This is a genomic window from Haloimpatiens massiliensis, assembly GCF_900184255.1.
Lineage (GTDB): Bacteria > Bacillota > Clostridia > Clostridiales > Clostridiaceae > Haloimpatiens > Haloimpatiens massiliensis.
On the sequence record NZ_LT854640.1, the window covers coordinates 806,388 to 825,177 of the forward strand.

Consider the following 18,790-nt stretch of genomic DNA (forward strand, 5'->3'; position numbering starts at 1 on the left):
TAGGGGAATGAACATAGAGCTTAGAAGAGTAACTGTTGAAGATAAAGAAATACTTAAAAATTTACTAGAGAAATATGATTATGAATTTTCGCAATGGGATAATAGAGATGTAAACAAACTTGGTTTATATGGATATGATTATCTTGATTGTTATTGGACAGAAGAAAATAGATGGGCTTTTTTCATTGTTGTAGATGAAAACTTGGCGGGATTTGTAATGGTAAATGATTATCCTGAAGTAGATGAAAAAACTGATTATTCTTTGGCAGAATTCTTTGTAATGTATAAATATCGTCGTAGTGGTATAGGAAAATTTGTTGCTATGAAAGTGTTTGATATGTTTCATGGAAAATGGCAATTGAAAAGACATCCTAAAAATATAGCATCTGTACACTTTTGGAATAAAGTTATTTCGGAATATACAAAAGATAACTATAAACTTATTGAGTCATACCCTAATTCAGAATATGATGATGGAACTTTAGGGGATATATTTTTATTTGAAAATTAATCTTTAGAAAATCGAATATAGTCCCATAAGAGGGATTTGGAGTAAATGGATTAATTTATTACTATATAGAAAAAGGCAATGATGTGATTTGGTTTGGAAATCAAGATTTCTGCACCGGCTCAGTAGAGTGAGATATACACGCTTTAATAGTTTGCAAGATACAACATAAAAGACTTGGACAATTGTCCAAGTCTTTTGCGTATAGTTTTATTTTATATTTGTTGGACATATTATTAGGTTAAAAGCTCCTTATAGATTTTATTTGCTTCCTTATATTTTCGTCTTTTCTCAAGATATTCAATTAATTTAATTTTAATTGATTTCCAAAATTCTATATAATTTATACCTTGATAATAAGGTAAAATTTTCTGAGTTACTTCTTCATAAAATAGTTCTTCTTCAATGTGAAAGATACTTAAATTTAAAAAATACAACCAATAATAATATTTGGAATTTTTATGTTCTTCTACTAAATAAGTAGAGAATATTTTTTTACATTCTTCAAGCTTGTTTAGCTTTATGCATGCCTCTACATAATTGGATGCTGGTAAAAGTGGATCATGTGGTGTATGAAGAGCTTTTTTTGACCAAAGAACACTTTCATTATATTTTTTTAGGTGCAAGTATAAATCAGATAGATTGGTATATACATGCCATAATATATCATCAATATTAAAATATTCTCCACCTGTTAATGCTGCTTTAAAATGTTTTTCTGACTCATCGTGTATGTTTAAAAAATTATAGCATATTCCTAAGTAATTATGACACCACAAAGCATTTAGGTATCTTCCATTTCTTTCATAGCTTTCTAATGACTTTTCAAGATAATAAACTCCCTTTAAGGGCTTATCATCAAAACAATAAGAAAAGCCTAAATGATAGTTAATCCAAGGTGTGTCTTTTATTTTATTAGCCGCTAGTAGCCTTTGAATTCCTTCATCATGATCTTTATATTTAAATATAAGTTTTCCTGACATAAACATATAAAGATACTTAAGTTCTTCACTTAAAGATGAATAAATTTTATCTAAAGTTAGTACATCCTGTTTCAAATCTGTATAGCTTTTTTTATCCAAAAGAAAATTGTAAATAAATTTATATATTGTATATTCAATATTATAGGGAGATAAAATTATCAAATACTCCATGCTGGAGATTTCTTGATATATGGCCCTAGCATTATCATAATTTAAGTTTTCTATTTCAAACATCATGTTATAAAATTTCTGCCTTATTGCACCCATATCATAAATTTCCTTTATCTCGTGAATATTCATTTTTTTAAGAAGTGCTTCTATTATTTCTCCACGAAGAAGTTTTTTACCACTTTCGAAATAGCTTAAGTGGCTTGTAGAGCATACTCCGTGTGCCAGTGCTTCTTGAGTGTACTGATTTTGCAGCCTGTTGTATTTTATCCAAGCAGATAAGAAATCATATTCAAATTCTTTGTTAAAAATTTTTACTGTACCTTTCATAACATACTCTCCTTGTACCAATTAGCTAAGTAATAAGTCAATACGCTAGTCTATTTTGCGTCATACTGCATCAGCAGAACCCGACGCTAGTCCTACCAAAGGCGGAAACTGCTTCCTTGTCTGACACAAAATATACTAGCATCTTTGACTTGTTATTTCTTTTCATTCACTTAATGCCGAGTTTTAAATAAACTAATAGTTCATTTAAATAAAATATAAAGGTATATTTCACTATAATTAGTCAACTTTACATACAATTATAGCATTAAAGATAACTTTTAAGTAAGAATTTTTCAAGATATATTCTTTGACTTTAATAATTCAGTCTCTTAAAATTTAAATAAGGATAGATTTACAATATAAAAAATTTATTAATGAGGAATTTATAATATTAAAAAATATTATAAATATAAGTTTATAACTTAATTGAAAATATTTAATTATTTCATTGTATATGATTGGGGGATAAGTTAATGGAAAAAATAAAGAATTATTTTAAACCCTATAGGGGGCTGCCTAGAAGTATATATGTAATTTTTTTTGCTTCTATCGTTAATAGTATGGGCAATTTAGTAGGTCCTTTCTTAACATTGTTCTTAACGTATAAGATAGGCATAAGCGTTTCGGTAGTTGGAATTATAGTTGCTGTAAATTCAGCTTTGGGAATGATTGGAGCAATGATAGGTGGTAAACTAGTTGATACCCTAGGTAGGAAAAAGATACTTATGATATTTAGAACGGCATCGGGTGTAGGATATGTTATATGTGCCTTTGCAAAGATGCCAGTTATTATTACTTTATTATTAATGCTTTCAAGTTTTCTAGGAGGATTTTCTCAGCCTGTGTACAGTACTATAATTACAGATTTAACAGAAGGGGAGGAAAGAAAAGCTGCCTTTTCACTAGAATACATGGCTATTAATATAGGCTTTTCAGTAGGACCACTTTTAGCAGGATTTCTATATGAAAATTATTTGACATGGCTCTTCTTGGGTGATGCGATTACTACCATTATATCTGTATTCCTTATATTGATGTTTGTACCTGAGACTATGCCAACTAAGAAAGAACTTGAAAAATTAAAGGGAAAAACTTTTGAAAGTGCAGAAGAGGGAGGCTTATTATCAGCACTTATAAAAAGGCCAGTATTATTGATATTTTCCTTTATTATAGTTATATACTTTATAGTATTTTCACAGTTTAACTTTGGACTTTCACTTCAGGTTGGAGATATTTTTAATGCTAGAGGAGCTAAGATTTTTGGAATGCTTATGACTATAAATGCAGTACTGTGCAGTACTGTTACCATATTTATAACTTCAGCAATAAAAAATATAAAAGCTTCACTTAGTATAGCCATTGGAGGACTACTATATGCTGTTGGTTTTGGCATGATATTCTTTATAGATAAATTCTATATGTTTATTATTTCTACAATCATTTGGACTATAGGTGAAATACTGGTTTCAACTAATACAAGTGTATATATTGCAGAGCATACTCCTATTACCCATAGAGGAAGATTTAATTCTGTTTTCCCTATTATAAGAAAATTGGGATTTATGATTGGTCCAATTATGGCAGGAACCTACATTAAACATAGTAATATAAGAAATTTATGGCTCTTAATAGGTGTTTTATCTCTAGTAGCTTCCTTATTGATGTATATATTATACACAAAGGATAACGTTTATTTAGAGAAACAAAAATAAGAAAAATTTAGAGAAAGCACTTAAATGGCTTTCAAATAATATATTAAAATGTACTTCGGAAGAAAATATATTTATTACAGCAAATTTCCCAAGAGTTTTATATAAGGTAGCTGCAGAAATGGGATGGAGACAGGCTATTAAAGAAAATGGACTAAAGAGAAAAGATTTATTTTTAAGAAAATAATAATGGCAAATAGGAAGTTTGTGAATTATCCATTTTTTGCTTTACATCCCTTAATATGTATAATATAATAAATACATACATTAAGCAACATGTGTTGCGCAACGTATGTTACTAGAAAGGAGTCAATATGCCACCAAATATAAAAATAAATAAAGATATGGTAGTTCATGCAGGCTTTGAACTGGTTAGAAAACAGGGATTTAACTGTTTAAATGCAAGAAGTCTTGCAGCTAAATTAAACTGCTCAGCAAAACCATTATTTAGATTATATGAAAATATGGATGCTTGTAAAGCTGATATCCTGACAGAAGTTTGTAATTTTTATAATACTTTTATAGAGCAGCATATAAAACAGGATGACCAATTATTAACTATCAGTGTAGCATATGCAGAACTGGCGCGGGCCGAACATAATATATTTGAAGCGATGTTTGTATCAAATGTAAATTCACCTTGGAGTATTACAGATGTATTGGAAGCTGAATGGAATCAAGGAGTTATTAAACAAACAATGAATAAATATAACATTTCTAGAATAAGGGCAAAAAACTTATTTCGTGATACATGGCTGTATACACATGGAGTTGCAACACAAATATATGGGAATGCTATAATTTTATCTACTGAGGAGATAAAAGAATTAATTACACATGCAATTAAGTGTTTTTTAAAAGGGGATTAGTAAAATGGATGAAAAAGATATGGAATTTTTAGACGGTCTTAAGGCATGGCTTGAAGAAACAAAAGATATAAAACTAGAAGCAATGGATAAGTTTTTTGAAGTACGGGTTGATGGCTATGAAGAACATATGTCTTCGTGGAAAGAATATTATGAATGGATGGCACAACTCATTCCAGAAGATGCAAAGGAGCTGTTAGATATTGGGTGTGGAACTGGACTAGAGCTAGACAATATTTTTAAAAGATTTCCTGACATAAAAGTAACAGGTATTGATTTGGCAAAGTCTATGTTACATGAACTTAAAAAAAAGCATAAAGATAGGAATCTTTCACTAATCTGTGAAGATTATTTTGCTGTACCTTTTGGAAAGGAATGTTTCGATGTAGCAGTGTCTTTTCAAACATTACATCACTTTGAACCAGAAAAGAAAATTGTTATTTTTAAAAAGTTATACGATAGCTTGAGAGATGGCGGCTGTTATATTGAATGCGATTATATTGCAAGAACCCAAGAACAAGAGGAATTATTGTTTGCTGAATGTAACCGCAGAAGAAAGCGAGATAATATTTCGGAAGATATGTTTGTACATTTTGATACACCTTTAACGCTAGAACATGAATTTAGTTTAATGAAACAAGCAGGATTTGAAAAAGTTGAATTACTGGGATACAAGGGAGACAATGATACCCCAATGATTGTTGCAACTAAGAATTCGGAAACTATTAATGAATAAGCAAATTTATAGTTGTGTTAAGCCCACTATTCATATTTAACATATCTATTGAAAAAATGAATAGTATTTTAAAACACTGTATTATTCAAAAATGAATTCTACGGTGCTTTTTATCACAATAAAAAGATATTATTATTGTAAAAATTTATATGTAGATATAAAATATAGGTAATAGTTACGATATATTAGTTATATAAATCTATTTTAAACTACGGTAGGTGAGAATATGAAAGAAAAATTAAAAAAAATAATTAAACCATATAAACAAAACTATATTAGAGAAATAAGAAAAAATATAGGACATGCCCCGTTAATGACTACTGCTTGTGGAGTAATAATTGAAAATTCAAAAGGGGAGATTTTGCTACAGCAAAGAAAAGATAATAAAAAATGGGGTATTCCTGGTGGTGCCATGGAAATAGGGGAGAAATATATTGATGTTGCTAAAAGAGAAGTATTTGAAGAAGTAGGTATTGAAATAGAAAATCTATGTCTTTTGGGGATATATTCTGGTGAAGACAGGATAATAGTATATCCCAATAATGATATTTGTTGTGTTACAAGTATAGTATTTAAAACTACAGAGTATAAAGGTGAAATTTTGCAAGAAACAGATGAAACTTTAAGACATATTTTCTTTAATAAAGATAATTTACCAGATGAAATAAATGAGTTTGATAAGAATTATATTGAGGATTGGAAAAGAAATATTAATGAAGTCATAGTAAATTAAACAGATCTAGTACTAAAAATGTTATGTGGAACCAAGATAATCCCATTATCATTGATTGGGAAGTAGCTGGATATGTAAATCCCATGCAACAATTAACGGAAACGGCTATTTATTGGGCTGAAGATGAAAAAGGAAACATTAATAAAGAAAAATTTTTATCATTTATAAGTGGATATAAAGCGAGATGCGGAAAACTAGAGGCAAAGGGGATACATGTAATAATTATTAAAGGGGAGATTTATTATGAAGGCAATATGTATTATAGGAAGTCCAAAACCTAATGGTAGCACAGCATGTGTAACAGATAAAATTATAGAAGGAATGAAAAGAAACAACATTAATGTTAAGAAATACGTACTTGGAGAAATGAACATAAATTATTGTAAAGGGTGCATGAAGTGCTATAAGACAAAAAAATGTATTCAAAATGATGATATGAATATAATAATTAATGATTTAATCCAGGCGGATATTGTGGTAATTGCTTCACCCTCATATTGGGGAGATGTTACTGGACAATTGAAAGTGTTCTTTGATAGATCAACGCCATTATCTGATACAAATGGTGACACAATCATTCCTAAGGGCAAGATTGGAGTTTCTGTAGCTGTTAGAACAGGCAGTAGAATTGAAGAAAACATGCACTTAATTCACACCATAGAGCATTACTATGGCCATTTAGGAATAAAACCAGTAAAAAGATTTACCGTAGAAGGTGTACAAGTCAAAGAAGATTTTGAACAAAAAGAACAAAAAGTTAAAGAAGCTTTTGAACTAGGAATGAATATTTTGGAAAACATAACCCAAAAGTAAACTACTTACCACTTGATTACGCTAAGATGAAAATTTTTAGTATCTAGCACTAGATTTTTTCCTGTTTCATAGAATATTTATATTAAAATCCAAAAGAGTATCTTCGATTTTGAAGATACTCTTTTAACGTTATAAAATACATTGACAACAATATATGCCAATGGTATAATAAACAATTATACTCATATATTTTATATCATAACACATTTAAAACTGGATGTCAATACTTTTTTGAAAGGAAGTTTTAAAATTGAAAAATTCTATTGATTTATTTAAAAACAATTTACTAGAAAAGCAGTTTTTTAATGCTGTGCTTAAGTGTAATGAATTTACAAGTGAATATGGACTAAAGCTCAAAGAGGAGGATGTAAAAGAAATTATTAAAACAAGAAATATGTCTCTTAAAAATAGTGCAAGAATAGAATTCAATGGGCAAATTATAACTAAAATTATTATAGCTTTTTGTGATTCACCATATATATCACAATATAATTACAGTGACACAATAAATGAACTTGTAGAAATTTTTTATAATTATAAGAATGAAACTTTAGATTATATAAGTGATGATGAATTAATAGATATTATGAAAGAATATTTTAACAACTATTGCCAAGGATCGTTAGAACTTTTAGAAGGAAAAGTATTATACAAAATTGCTGATAATATAAGACATGGTGTAAAAGACTATACAAATCTTGATAATGAAAAGGATTGATATGTTATGGGTAAAGAAAATAAGCTTCAAAAATATAGACATTGTATAGATGAAAATTTCAGAGAAGAGTGTTTCTTTGAGGATGTTTTGATAAACTGTTATGAAAATAATTTAATAGATAATGAGACTTTATCTAGGATATATTATGAAAGAATGGAGATTTTAAAAGTTAAATTAAAATATTATACAAAAGATGAGAGTAGCTCAGTTATGGTGGAAGTAGCTGAAAGTCTTTTACAGTGTATTGATTATACCATAGGAATTTATTTAAAAACTTTTGATAATATAGAATTGGTAATAGAAGAATTAAAAAATAAAAGTTTAGATTATATTGTAAAAATGGGACATGATTTAATTAAGGAAAAAGTATTAGAAGGAAAGAAGTTATTGCAAGAAATCAACAAGAATAAGCTTAAAGTTGATAATTATTCATATAACGATACTATAGATTATGGTATTCCTCTATTTTTTAAAGAATATGAAGACTTTTTTGCAGCACACGAAACTCCAGGATCAATAGATTATCAACTTTGTATGGATAATATGAACTATGTGGGTATTGAATATATATATAATTACTTAAAAATATTATTCTTAGAAAATGAGTTTTGTAAGAATTTTGATATTTGTGAAATTATTAATTTGCTAAAAGGGTACGATAGGAAATGTGAACTATTATTAATAAACATATTTGAGCTAGTATTAATTAATTCCCTAGGTATAATTATATGTGATAAATCTTTGATAAATCTTGATATTAATAGCATGGATAGGGCACATATAAAAACTAAGTTAGGCAAATTATCTTTAGAGGAATTACAAAAAAAGTTATTAAAATATGCAAAAATATGTTGTGAAATTTTAGATATTAAAGATATAGCATTAATAGATTATATTACAAAGTCTACACTAAAAATAAGCTTATTTATAAATGAAAGCATTAAAATAGATAAATTAGAAACAGTCTTTATCTCCTTCAACAAAGATTGCGGAAATGAATTTATTAAATATATAGATGGGGAAAAAATAAGTAACTCAGTGTTTAAAAAATTAAGTGAAGAAATTCGAGAGTGTTCTTCTGTTCAAGATAAAATTACATTAATTAAAAATAACATAAAAAGCTTAGAAGATTTAGTGGATATGTTAAGTGCCGAATGTTTATTTGGAGATGAATATAATATGTATTTTAAAAGTTTATCTCAAACGGAAATTGTACTTTTATCAAAGTACATATCTGATTTAAGTTTTGAAGGAGAGTATGAAAAAGAATGGTATTTTCAATTTAATAATTACCTTGCCAGTTTTAGCGAAAAAGAACGTTTGGCTATAAGGAAGTTTAAGGAAAGAATAGAGTTAATTTAGCAAATATAGCCTTTGGAAAAGCTATATTTATAATTTAACTTATATTATAACTCTCTTAATGAGTCAATATATTATATTGCAAAAACGTGAAGTTGTCAATGTTTTTTTCAAAAAAGCATGAAAAATCTTATTCATATTAGTTAATATGTCTTAGTCTCATTTCAAAGCTTTTCGTTCGTTTGTAAAGTCTCAAGTAAATACATATAATTAGTTTTATTAATTACAAGATTTACAAAATGAAATGGGCGATTTAATTATGTTATCAATGTTAATAGATTTATCATTAAGTGACAAAAATCAATATGGCACTAAGGCAAGTTCATTAGGTGAGCTAATGAACAATGGAGAAGAAGTTCCAAATGGATTTGCACTATCTTCAGAGTTTTTTATTGAGTTTCTTAAGTATAATAATTTTCATTATAGCATTCAAGACTACGTAGCTTGTAATGAAGAAATCTACAATTTTATATTAAATGGGCAGTTTTCTTGTAAAATGGAGACAAGCCTTCTTAGATTTTTCAACAACATACAAACTAAAGAAGTCCAAGAAAAATTTGTAGTAAGATCCTCTGCATTAAGTGAAGATAATGACACATATAGTATGGCAGGTATGTTTTCTTCATACATAAACTTAAATTCTTTTGAAGAAGTTAAAAATTGTATAAAAAAGTGTTATGCTTCACTGTTTAATGATAAAGTCATAGAATATTTTGTAAATAATAATTTAATTTTTGAAGATTTGAAAATGTGTATAATAGTCCAGAATTTTATTTTAGGAGATTATTCTGGAGTTAATTTTTCAGTTGATACTATTGATATGAATGAAGACATAATGCATATTAATGCAGTAAATGGCTTATGTGATAATTATGTTAGTGGTAAAGCTAGTTCAGCTTTTTATAAAATCAACAAAAAAAATGGTGAAATACTTGATAAAAAAATTCCAGAAAACTTTCTTTCTCCATCAAAGAATATAATAAAAAGGTTATATGAAATCACATTGAAAATAGAAAGAATTTTTGGTAAATATCAAGATGTGGAATGGACCATTACCAATGATAAGATTTATATACTACAAGCTAGAGCTATTACCACCTTTAAAATTAAGAATTTCCAATTTAATTGGCAAAAAGAAGAGGATGATAACTATACTTGGTATAGAGAAAGTGATATACCTTATAAACCTTTAATTAATGAATTAAACCTAATACAGGGAGATGCATTAAATTCAGGCTTTTATGCAACAGGTTTTCAAGACTTTTATACTGAATATTGTGTACAAAATGGTTACTTCTTTTATAGAGATAAAAAAATGCTAAATAGGGAGTATCAAGAACAAAACTTTTTAGCTATGATAGATGAGCTACATAATAAATATAAGAATATATTTCAAGATGTTGTGCTACCAGAATTATTGTGTATTAAAAAAGATTTAGATAATTATATACGAAAAGAGTTATCACCACAAGAAGTGTTAATATTCTTGGAGAAATCCATTAGCTACATGAATTTTCTATCCGCAAATCATCAGCCAGTTACCCATGGATGCGATTACCTAGACACTTTCATGGAATATTACAAAAGTATAAATGATGATTATACTGTAGAGGATTTTTATGATTTAGTATTTAATGTTAGTATACTAAATAAAGAAAGAGAATTTTATATTGCTATGGCTAATGAAGTAAATTCAAATGCAATTTTAAATAAAATGTTTAAAAATTGCCAGTATAATGAACTTCTATATTCAAGACTCACTAGAATTTCTGAAAGTAAAAATCTACTGAAATTAATAAAAGATTACATAGCTTTATTTGGAATTTGTAACTTAGATATTGATGTTAATAGCCCTTATTTAGAGCCTTTATTAATGGAAGCCCCTTCTAAAGTAATAGGACATATCCGTGGATTTTTAGACCTTAATATTAAAAATTTTAAAGCTTCAATAGAAAATTCTTTAAAAAATAAAAAAAGAATTAAAGCGAATATATTGAGAAATTTAGATAAAAAAGAAGTTGAAGAATTTTTAAATAAACTTACTTTAGCAGAAAAAGCATATTTGGCAAGAGATGACCATCATTATTACTTTGAACGTATGACAAAGTCATACTTACGTCTAGCATTAGGAGAGACTACAAAGATATTAATGAAAAATAAGCAGATACAAAATAAATCAGACATATATTTTCTTACTCTTAATGAAATTAAAATGGGGTTATTAAATAGTACTGATTTTAGGGAGCTTATAAATGAAAGAAAAAAGCTATACAATTATCAAAAGAAATTATTTGCACCACCTACTATTGGAAGAAATCATACTGAAAATACGGATTGCATAAACGAAAATAACGAACAAGATAAAGAAGGCTTCTGTGAAGATGCTATAGTTTTAAAGGGACTTTCAGGGTTAAGAAAAAAAGTTAATGGAAAGGTTAAAATTGGAATGCCTGCTTATTTAGAAGAAAATAGTATATTAGTAGTTCCTTTTACACGCTGTGGAGAGCTTGAGCCTATAGTGAATTTCGTAAAAGGCATTATTGTAGAGGTAGGTTCACCATTTGAGCATTTAGGAATTCTTGCCAGAGAAATGAATATACCAGTTATATATAATGTTAGAAATATAATGACCTATGTTAGGGATGGGGATGAAGCTACATTAGATGGTTTTACTGGAGAAATTAAAATAATAAGAAAGAACTAATAAATATAAATAATACATTATATAAATATATACCAAGCCCTCCCATATTATAATTTTTATAAAAGGAACTTTTTTATACTCACTTTATCGTCACATAGATAGTTTATAAGTTGTATTGTGTTAATTTAAAATATGTACAATTATAGCATATAATGGTATGATGCTTTTAGATACCATTATATAATAATGCAATTAAATAGTTGAAAAATCAAAGAGTTTACTGAATTTTATATATTAAGGGGAGATATAAAAATGAACTATCCATTTGATTGTATAAGTAAACTGGTTTTTGTCCATACGGAAATTCAGAGTGCAGATATAATTTTGGTACCAGGAGGAAGCCATCCTCAATTGATGGAAAAGGCAGCAGAACTATATAAGAAGGGATTAGCACCATATATATTACCAAGTGGCTCAGTTAATCCTAAAATACCAGAATATAACTCAGAATGGGAATTTTTAAAATGTCTGGGAGTAAAATCAGGTGTACCAGAAGAAAAAATACTAAAGGAAAATCGAGCAAGAAATACTTTTGAAAATGCAGAATTTTCATGGAAAGTAATAAAAGAAAGTAATTTGCCAATAAAAAAAGCTATCTTAGTTTGTAAGGCTTATCATTCAAGACGTGCATTATTAACATATCAATTATTATTTCCAAAGGATATAGAATTTTTTGTTGCAACTGTTCCTGACAAAAGAAGAATTGAAAAAGATAATTGGTTTTTAGATGAAGAAAAAATAAAAATCGTTATGGGTGAAGTTGTAAAAATAGGTAAATACTTTGAGGATTATATAAAAAAGTTTCATGCTAAATAAGAGCTAAATAGTAATTCATTATACGAAAATATATTTTAAAGAGGTATGCTTATGATAATAAGAGAGTATAGAGATAATGATAATTTAGCATGGGTAAGATGCAGAGTTTTATCCTTTTTAGATAGCGCATATTTTGATAATGTATTAAGAGAAAAGGAACATTACCAAAACCCATCAATTGAATTAGTAGCGGAGGCAGATGGAAAAATAATAGGTTTAATTGATATAGAATATGAGATAGAAAAAGGCTCAGTATGCTATTATACAAGTGAATTAGGTGGAGTTATATGGCACCTAGCAGTATTACCTGAATATAGAGGCCAAGGAATAGCAACTTCCTTATTATATAAAGCAATAAGGAAATTAAAGACTAAAAACATAAAAAAGATTGAAGCATGGACACGGGACGACAAATGGGTGAATGATTGGTATAAAAGAAGGGGATTTATCCTTAAGGAATCATATTTACATGTTTATACCGAAGGAAAAGAATGTGGTGAGATTGCTGAATCAAAAATAGAAAATTTATTTATATGTAATTGTTTTGCTCACTATGTAGGGAAAAATACAGATGAAATAAAGAAAGAATTTAAAAGAGTACATGAATGTAACTTTTATGAACTAATATTTTAAAAGAGGCTGTCGCATTAAAGAATTCACATACAATAAGTTTAAAGTTAACACAATATATAGTAGGATTTATTCTTAGTGCGACAGCTCCTTTTAAAATAATTAACTAGATTATATAAAATATGAAGTAACAGAGGAATTTTATGAGTAAAAAACTAAAATTATTACTATACATACTCATTTAACTTTATTTTCATATTTAATATGCATAGGCAATACTCCATAATGATTTCCTATTACAAAACCTTTCTTTATAGCATAAATTACGTCTTCTTAATGCTTTGCAATATTTTCACCAATACAGAAGAAAAGAGCTTGTATATTTCTTTTTCAAAGAAAAATCCATCTTTTATTAAAATTCTTAATTGATGTATCGTCAATGGTTAAATAAACTTATAATATAAATAATATTATCTTATGTATTCAGTTACTAAATCAGTAAAAAGAACACCTTCTAAATGGTCTATTTCATGGCAGAAACATTTTGCTAAATCTCCTGCGCCTGTTAATGTGATTTTTTCTCCATTTTCATTTAATGCTTCTACCGTTACTTTATATGGTCTTTTTAATTTTCCCCATGTATTAGGAATGCTTAAACATCCCTCTATAACTTCCTGAACTCCTTCTTGTTTAATTATCTTTGGATTTACTAATTTTATAAGTCCTTGCCCCATATCTATTACAACCAATCGCTTTAATATACCTACTTGTGGTGCAGCTAATCCACCACCATTTTCTGTACTATACATAGTATCTGCCATGTCAGCTAATATTTGTCTTACTTTATCGTCTACAACTTCAACTACCTTACTCTTTTTTCTTAATATTTCATCGTCAAACAATCTAATTTGTCTTAATGCCATCTAAATTACACCTCTACTTTTTTCTGCTCTTGATTTTCTTTCACTTTCCTCAAAAAGAAAAATTTCTTCTATAGTACCATTGAATACCTTAGCAATATCGTAAGCTAACCAAATAGATGGTTCAAATTTTCCTGTTTCAATAGCATTAATTGCTTGCCTTGATACTCCTACCAGTTCACCTAATTGCTCCTGAGTTAACCCTAGTTCTTCAAGGAATTGCTTCAATTTATTTTTCATTAAATATCACTCCTGTAATGTTGACCTTACATTATAAATATAATATTATTTAATTTCCATGTCAAGTTAACATTACATTTAGATAGAGTTAATTTACTGTAGGAAAATGAACGATAGAAATCACCCTGAATAAAATAAAGATTTGAATTAATAAAAATATATAACTATTCTATCTCATATTATACCATGATTTCATATTTATGTATCAAATAATGACCATATTATTTAGTTTCACATGCCTATTATTGACCTTAATGCATTGTATAATCCAGTCTTTTGACCTCTGTCAATAGCCGTCAGGCTGATATCATACGGACTCTTAGATTTATTTGCTGAACATCTTAATTCGCTGATTAATTTATCCTGTATATGCTCTTTGTTTTCTCTCTTTTTCTTAATTTTTTGAGCCATCACAAGATCATATATTTTGCCGCCATTTTTCTTATATATTAATAATTTAGACATCTGAGATACTCCTATTTTACTCCAGCCTCTTGGTCTACTACTTAATCGTTCAGAAAATATATGGCTAATATGGCCTTCGGCACTGCATCCTATTATTTCATAACCTTTATCAGCTTTTATTTCTATACCATCCCAGTTATTTAGGATGTAACGTTGAGCTTCTTTTACTGCTTGTATTTTTGTTTCATTTTCAGTTAAACTTATTATTTTTTTGAACACTTTTCGTGTTTCTTCTCTATCGGGCCAATCTATAGCATCCTTTAATTCTTGTGCAATTAATTCATTATTTAAGTGTGCTGTTGCAGTTCTTAAGTATTTACTTAAATGATAAGAATCCAGTACAAATTTACTCTTTGGAATCCAATTTACTCCTTCACGTATCCATGAAGCACCATCACCAGATAAATATATTGTTTCGATAAAATCAGTATTATATTGATCATAAATATAATTTGCTACTTCAAGCCATAAATCTTCCGATTTTTTATACATGCCACCAAAATAACGTAAATTTTTCAATACTTTTCTTGCTTTGCTGCTTTTATCTTGATCAATGCCTTCATGTACATATACTAATTTAGGCATAGCTATATTTCGCATATTTTGCTTATTATTGTTATTATTTTTACTTTGAAGATGTACATGATCTTCATCCGCTTCTACATACAATATTCTAATATTTCTTTTTTTAGATTCCTTAATTTTAGGTTGAACTACATCAACATTATGTATTTTATCCATAACAGCTTGTTTGCTTATTTTATCAGTGTAAGATGCCTTCTCACCTGCTTTTCTATAACTACTTTCTAACGCTTCTTCAATTGCATTAATAACAACATCTGAACTCACTCTATCGTGAGGTTCTATTCCACTAACGCTATCAACAAGATACTGTCTTTTTCCATCTTGTTTAGATTTAAAATACGTTCTCTTATAATTTATCATTCCAAAACTAGTCAATAAACTTGTTTTGTCTTTTCTGATTATCTCATAATATTGTTTCCTTATCCCGCTGCTACGCAGATAATCATCCATATCCTTCAAAACCTCTATCAGTATATTTCTACCTAGTTCAAATAGATTTTCTTTTAAATCTATAATCAAATCAGCAATATCCTTTCTTTCACAAACAAAACTTTTTATCTCTTTTTTAATTTCTTTTACCCCAAATTCATTAAAATGTTGTATACTATTATACATAGAAGATATCAATCCTTTCTAATTTTTATTTGTTTCTCAACTTATATTTTAGTAGGATGATATCTTCTTTTCAACTCTATATGGAAATATATTCTATTTCTAATTCCCTACAATAACTTTACGCTAACTTACATTTACATTTTAAGGAATTGACTTTGCGGTTTATAGTAGCTACCCAAGTATTACCCCTACATACAAATAATCATCATTGGAATATCAAATCCAGCTAACTGGTCAAAATAACATTTTGAATATTTTTTTCAATTCACTTCATTTTTTTATTCTTGACTCTAACGTAGCGTGATAGTGTATTTTATAACTATACTAAAAAGAAGAGAGGGAAAAAAATGAAAATTACAGCAATTAGATCAGATGTTATCTATAACAAAATGATTTCTGCAAAACCTGATGAACGTGATGACATATACCGTTATGAACTGATGAAACCATTTGAATTCAAATGGTCATGTATTGGTGTTCCAATTAAAGCGGATCAGCCAGGTAGTTATGATGTTGTTATGGCAAGCAGTATGGGTGGTGGATTTAAACCAAGGCAAATTAATAGTGAACGAATTAATGACGTTGAAAAAATTAGCGATGAAAAATTTTGGGATGATTGTGAGAAAAGTATTACAAAAGCGCTTAATAAATTCGAGGATAATGGTATTTCACTTCCTACAAAAGATTATATTTTTACTGTTTTACTGAATGATCCACTAAACCCAATGTCAAAAATGACTGGTGATTATTGTGGGGATGGTGGAATACCTGGTTATATCATAGGAACAATTATACCTAATAATCATTCTCTTAAAATGTTGCCTGTTGCACTTGCACACGAAACCAATCATAATGTAAGATGGCAGTTTATGCAGTGGAGTAATAAAATTACACTAGGAGATATGATTATTAGCGAAGGTTTAGCAGAAAACTTTGCCGCATTTATGTTTGGAGAGGACAAAGTAGGTATGTGGGTTAAAAATACAACAGCAGAAATACTTTCAAATGTTATTAAACCTGCAATTAAGCATAATTTAAACTGTAGTGACTTCAATAAACTTTCAACATTTTTATATGGCGATGAAATTGCTACCATGCGCGGCATGACTCCGGTTGGTATGCCTTATTGTGCAGGATATGCTTGTGGTTATGAGCTAATCAAACATTATCTTAAAAAGACAGGCAAAACAATATTTGAAGCTACTATTATACCAACCGATATTATTTTAAAGGAAACAGAGGAGTTTTGGAATTGAAAATTAACGAAGTTGCGAAATTAACAGGAGTTACTGTAAGAACACTACATTATTATGATGAAATAGGATTACTCAAGCCTAGTAAAATTACTGAAGCTGGTTATCGTATATATGAAGAAAATGACCTTTTTACACTTCAGCAAATATTATTTTTCAAAGAGTTGGATTTTCCTCTTACTGAAATAAAAAATATCATGCAAATTCCTTCCTTTGATAAACTAAAAGCACTAAAGGCTCATAAAGAGTTACTTACTAAAAAGCGTGAACGAATTGATAAATTAATAACCCTTGTAGATAATACTATAAAAGGAGAATGTGATATGAGTTTTAAAGAGTTTAATATGACTGAAATTGAAAATATGAAAAAAAAATATGCAAAAGAAGCTAAAGAACGTTGGGGTAATACCAGTGCCTACAAAGAAAGTGAGAAAAAAACTAAGAATTATAGTAAAGAGCAATGGCAAAAAGTAGATGAAAAAAGCAAAGATATTTTTAAAACCTTTGCTGCCAATATGGATAAACATCCCCACAGCAAAGAAGTTCAAGCACTTGTTAAAGAGTGGCAGAATTTCATAACAGCAAATTTTTATAATTGTACAAATGAAATTTTGAAGTGCCTTGGTATGATGTACGTTGAAGATGAACGTTTTAAGAAGAATATTGACCAAAATGGCCATGGAACAGCAGAATTTATTTCAAAAGCAATTTCAATTTACTGTAAAAAATAAGTGGAGTTTTTCAAAATAAACTTCTATGAAGAGAATCAACCTACATTAAAAAACTTCTAAAATGTAATAATATTTTTATGGATCAAAAACTTATTTGTATCCTAATGAAAAAACACTGTAAAATTCAAATTTGAATTTTACAGTGTTTTTGTAAATCATTTGTTTTTCAATTGTTTTGTTAAAATAAGATATGATTAATAAAACATTTAAATTATATTTTTAGCGTAAAACGTAAAAGTGAACTTATAATTGCAATTATAATATATAGATAAGGTTCTAATTTTGTGATTAGTCCATCCTTCGGGATTGTTTGGATTACTGTTTTATTGACAAGTTTATGAAAGATTTTACTCATAATATTAAAAATAATCCACCCACAAATAGTCCCTATTGTATTCATTATTAAATCATCAATATCCGTTGCACGATATGGGATAAACATTTGACCAATTTCAATAATAAGTGAAAATAACATTCCTTGATACAATGTTGGCCAAAATGTTCTATATTTTCTCCATAATGTTGGCAGTAAAAATCCAAAAGGCATAAAAAATATTATATTGAGTATTGATGATATTTCAATTCCATCTTTAAAAGGTATTAAATTTATATTAGGATTGAATATAGGCCTATTAAGCCTTGAAAGCCTTTGCCATTCCCCTAAAGAAGGAAATCCTACTACTTGTGTTAATGCAATTACAAGATACAATATAAACATGTATCCAAAGAAGTAATGCTGCCAGCTCACTTTGTTTTCAAATTTTTTACTTCTCATAGATAAAAAAATATTTAAAATAGCTATTAAAACAAATGATATTATAAAACTTAGTAATTCACTCATCACTTTTCTCCTCTCTTTTTTAACTTAATATTAACTACCTCAACTTTCGCACATAAAATTTAAGGCGGAAGCCTTTAAAATAAACATATAAAGCAAAGAAACATTCCTTTTGGTATAATAGAATCAT

Annotated in this window: 19 protein-coding genes; 14 read left to right on the forward strand and 5 right to left on the reverse strand. The window is 28.2% G+C overall.

Annotated features, from left to right (window positions below; all coding sequences use genetic code 11):
- Positions 1-7 precede the first annotated feature (7 nt).
- Positions 8-511 (forward strand): GNAT family N-acetyltransferase, encoded by a 504-nt coding sequence (locus C1715_RS11975; protein WP_102400719.1) that lies wholly within the window; start codon positions 8-10, stop codon positions 509-511.
- A gap of 233 nt (positions 512-744) precedes the next feature.
- Here C1715_RS11975 and C1715_RS11980 read toward each other — a convergent pair whose 3' ends face one another.
- Positions 745-1,989, reverse strand: a complete 1,245-nt coding sequence (locus tag C1715_RS11980) for a helix-turn-helix transcriptional regulator (RefSeq protein ID WP_102400720.1) — start codon at positions 1,987-1,989, stop codon at positions 745-747.
- A 473-nt stretch (positions 1,990-2,462) separates the two neighbouring features.
- Between C1715_RS11980 and C1715_RS11985 the strand changes: the two genes are divergently transcribed.
- The 11 genes from C1715_RS11985 to C1715_RS12040 all read left to right on the forward strand — a co-directional run bounded on the left by C1715_RS11985 (position 2,463) and on the right by C1715_RS12040 (position 13,076).
- On the forward strand, positions 2,463-3,701 hold the full coding sequence (locus C1715_RS11985) for an MFS transporter (RefSeq protein WP_102400721.1): 1,239 nt from the start codon (positions 2,463-2,465) through the stop codon (positions 3,699-3,701).
- A gap of 311 nt (positions 3,702-4,012) precedes the next feature.
- Complete coding sequence (locus C1715_RS11995) at positions 4,013-4,567, forward strand: WHG domain-containing protein (RefSeq protein ID WP_102400722.1); 555 nt, start codon at positions 4,013-4,015, stop codon at positions 4,565-4,567.
- A 19-nt stretch (positions 4,568-4,586) separates the two neighbouring features.
- The gene (locus C1715_RS12000) at positions 4,587-5,300 is read left to right on the forward strand and encodes a class I SAM-dependent methyltransferase (RefSeq protein WP_242971947.1); all 714 of its coding nucleotides are present in this window, start codon (positions 4,587-4,589) and stop codon (positions 5,298-5,300) included.
- 226 nt (positions 5,301-5,526) lie between these two features.
- Entirely contained in the window at positions 5,527-6,033 is a 507-nt protein-coding gene (locus C1715_RS12005; RefSeq protein ID WP_102400723.1) for an NUDIX hydrolase, read from the forward strand.
- 23 nt (positions 6,034-6,056) lie between these two features.
- The gene (locus C1715_RS12010; protein WP_146005393.1) at positions 6,057-6,314 is read left to right on the forward strand and encodes a hypothetical protein; all 258 of its coding nucleotides are present in this window, start codon (positions 6,057-6,059) and stop codon (positions 6,312-6,314) included.
- On the forward strand, positions 6,277-6,846 hold the full coding sequence (locus tag C1715_RS12015; RefSeq protein ID WP_102400725.1) for a flavodoxin family protein: 570 nt from the start codon (positions 6,277-6,279) through the stop codon (positions 6,844-6,846). Before C1715_RS12010 ends, C1715_RS12015 begins: the two co-directional genes overlap by 38 nt.
- A gap of 250 nt (positions 6,847-7,096) precedes the next feature.
- Entirely contained in the window at positions 7,097-7,564 is a 468-nt protein-coding gene (locus tag C1715_RS12020) for a DUF6323 family protein (protein ID WP_102400726.1), read from the forward strand.
- 6 nt (positions 7,565-7,570) lie between these two features.
- Positions 7,571-8,926 carry a DUF6179 domain-containing protein gene (locus C1715_RS12025; protein ID WP_102400727.1) on the forward strand — a complete coding sequence of 452 codons (1,356 nt, stop codon included), beginning with the start codon at positions 7,571-7,573 and terminating at the stop codon, positions 8,924-8,926.
- A gap of 256 nt (positions 8,927-9,182) precedes the next feature.
- On the forward strand, positions 9,183-11,627 hold the full coding sequence (locus tag C1715_RS12030; RefSeq protein WP_180964070.1) for a PEP/pyruvate-binding domain-containing protein: 2,445 nt from the start codon (positions 9,183-9,185) through the stop codon (positions 11,625-11,627).
- A gap of 252 nt (positions 11,628-11,879) precedes the next feature.
- On the forward strand, positions 11,880-12,443 hold the full coding sequence (locus tag C1715_RS12035) for a YdcF family protein (protein WP_102400729.1): 564 nt from the start codon (positions 11,880-11,882) through the stop codon (positions 12,441-12,443).
- A gap of 51 nt (positions 12,444-12,494) precedes the next feature.
- Positions 12,495-13,076, forward strand: a complete 582-nt coding sequence (locus C1715_RS12040) for a GNAT family N-acetyltransferase (RefSeq protein WP_102400730.1) — start codon at positions 12,495-12,497, stop codon at positions 13,074-13,076.
- Positions 13,077-13,483: 407 nt separating this feature from the next.
- Here C1715_RS12040 and def read toward each other — a convergent pair whose 3' ends face one another.
- The 3 genes from def to C1715_RS12055 form a co-directional block, all read right to left on the reverse strand.
- Positions 13,484-13,936, reverse strand: a complete 453-nt coding sequence (gene def / locus C1715_RS12045) for a peptide deformylase (RefSeq protein ID WP_102400731.1) — start codon at positions 13,934-13,936, stop codon at positions 13,484-13,486.
- Positions 13,937-14,173, reverse strand: coding sequence for a helix-turn-helix transcriptional regulator (locus tag C1715_RS12050; RefSeq protein ID WP_102400732.1), 237 nt, complete (start codon positions 14,171-14,173; stop codon positions 13,937-13,939).
- Positions 14,174-14,404: 231 nt separating this feature from the next.
- On the reverse strand, positions 14,405-15,838 hold the full coding sequence (locus tag C1715_RS12055; RefSeq protein ID WP_102398661.1) for an ISLre2 family transposase: 1,434 nt from the start codon (positions 15,836-15,838) through the stop codon (positions 14,405-14,407).
- Between the two features lie 347 nt (positions 15,839-16,185).
- Here C1715_RS12055 and C1715_RS12060 point away from each other — a divergent pair, with 347 nt between their 5' ends.
- The gene (locus C1715_RS12060) at positions 16,186-17,094 is read left to right on the forward strand and encodes a DUF2268 domain-containing putative Zn-dependent protease (protein ID WP_102400733.1); all 909 of its coding nucleotides are present in this window, start codon (positions 16,186-16,188) and stop codon (positions 17,092-17,094) included.
- A complete protein-coding gene (locus C1715_RS12065) occupies positions 17,085-17,822 on the forward strand; it encodes a MerR family transcriptional regulator (protein ID WP_341457749.1) in 738 nt (245 codons plus the stop codon). The genes C1715_RS12060 and C1715_RS12065 overlap by 10 nt, the downstream gene beginning before the upstream one ends.
- Positions 17,823-18,033: 211 nt before the next feature.
- Here C1715_RS12065 and C1715_RS12070 read toward each other — a convergent pair whose 3' ends face one another.
- The gene (locus C1715_RS12070) at positions 18,034-18,663 is read right to left on the reverse strand and encodes a VanZ family protein (protein WP_102400735.1); all 630 of its coding nucleotides are present in this window, start codon (positions 18,661-18,663) and stop codon (positions 18,034-18,036) included.
- Between the last annotated feature and the right edge of the window lie 127 nt (positions 18,664-18,790).

Bases quoted from the DNA above. Each gene is read 5' to 3' on its own strand.
- C1715_RS11975 (WP_102400719.1), top strand. From the start codon at position 8: ATGAACATAGAGCTTAGAAGAGTAACTGTTGAAGATAAAGAAATACTT.
- C1715_RS11980 (WP_102400720.1), bottom strand. From the start codon at position 1,989: ATGAAAGGTACAGTAAAAATTTTTAACAAAGAATTTGAATATGATTTC.
- C1715_RS11985 (WP_102400721.1), top strand. From the start codon at position 2,463: ATGGAAAAAATAAAGAATTATTTTAAACCCTATAGGGGGCTGCCTAGA.
- C1715_RS11995 (WP_102400722.1), top strand. From the start codon at position 4,013: ATGCCACCAAATATAAAAATAAATAAAGATATGGTAGTTCATGCAGGC.
- C1715_RS12000 (WP_242971947.1), top strand. From the start codon at position 4,587: ATGGAATTTTTAGACGGTCTTAAGGCATGGCTTGAAGAAACAAAAGAT.
- C1715_RS12005 (WP_102400723.1), top strand. From the start codon at position 5,527: ATGAAAGAAAAATTAAAAAAAATAATTAAACCATATAAACAAAACTAT.
- C1715_RS12010 (WP_146005393.1), top strand. From the start codon at position 6,057: ATGTGGAACCAAGATAATCCCATTATCATTGATTGGGAAGTAGCTGGA.
- C1715_RS12015 (WP_102400725.1), top strand. From the start codon at position 6,277: ATGAAGGCAATATGTATTATAGGAAGTCCAAAACCTAATGGTAGCACA.
- C1715_RS12025 (WP_102400727.1), top strand. From the start codon at position 7,571: ATGGGTAAAGAAAATAAGCTTCAAAAATATAGACATTGTATAGATGAA.
- C1715_RS12030 (WP_180964070.1), top strand. From the start codon at position 9,183: ATGTTATCAATGTTAATAGATTTATCATTAAGTGACAAAAATCAATAT.
- C1715_RS12035 (WP_102400729.1), top strand. From the start codon at position 11,880: ATGAACTATCCATTTGATTGTATAAGTAAACTGGTTTTTGTCCATACG.
- C1715_RS12040 (WP_102400730.1), top strand. From the start codon at position 12,495: ATGATAATAAGAGAGTATAGAGATAATGATAATTTAGCATGGGTAAGA.
- def (WP_102400731.1), bottom strand. From the start codon at position 13,936: ATGGCATTAAGACAAATTAGATTGTTTGACGATGAAATATTAAGAAAA.
- C1715_RS12050 (WP_102400732.1), bottom strand. From the start codon at position 14,173: ATGAAAAATAAATTGAAGCAATTCCTTGAAGAACTAGGGTTAACTCAG.
- C1715_RS12055 (WP_102398661.1), bottom strand. From the start codon at position 15,838: ATGTATAATAGTATACAACATTTTAATGAATTTGGGGTAAAAGAAATT.
- C1715_RS12060 (WP_102400733.1), top strand. From the start codon at position 16,186: ATGAAAATTACAGCAATTAGATCAGATGTTATCTATAACAAAATGATT.
- C1715_RS12070 (WP_102400735.1), bottom strand. From the start codon at position 18,663: ATGAGTGAATTACTAAGTTTTATAATATCATTTGTTTTAATAGCTATT.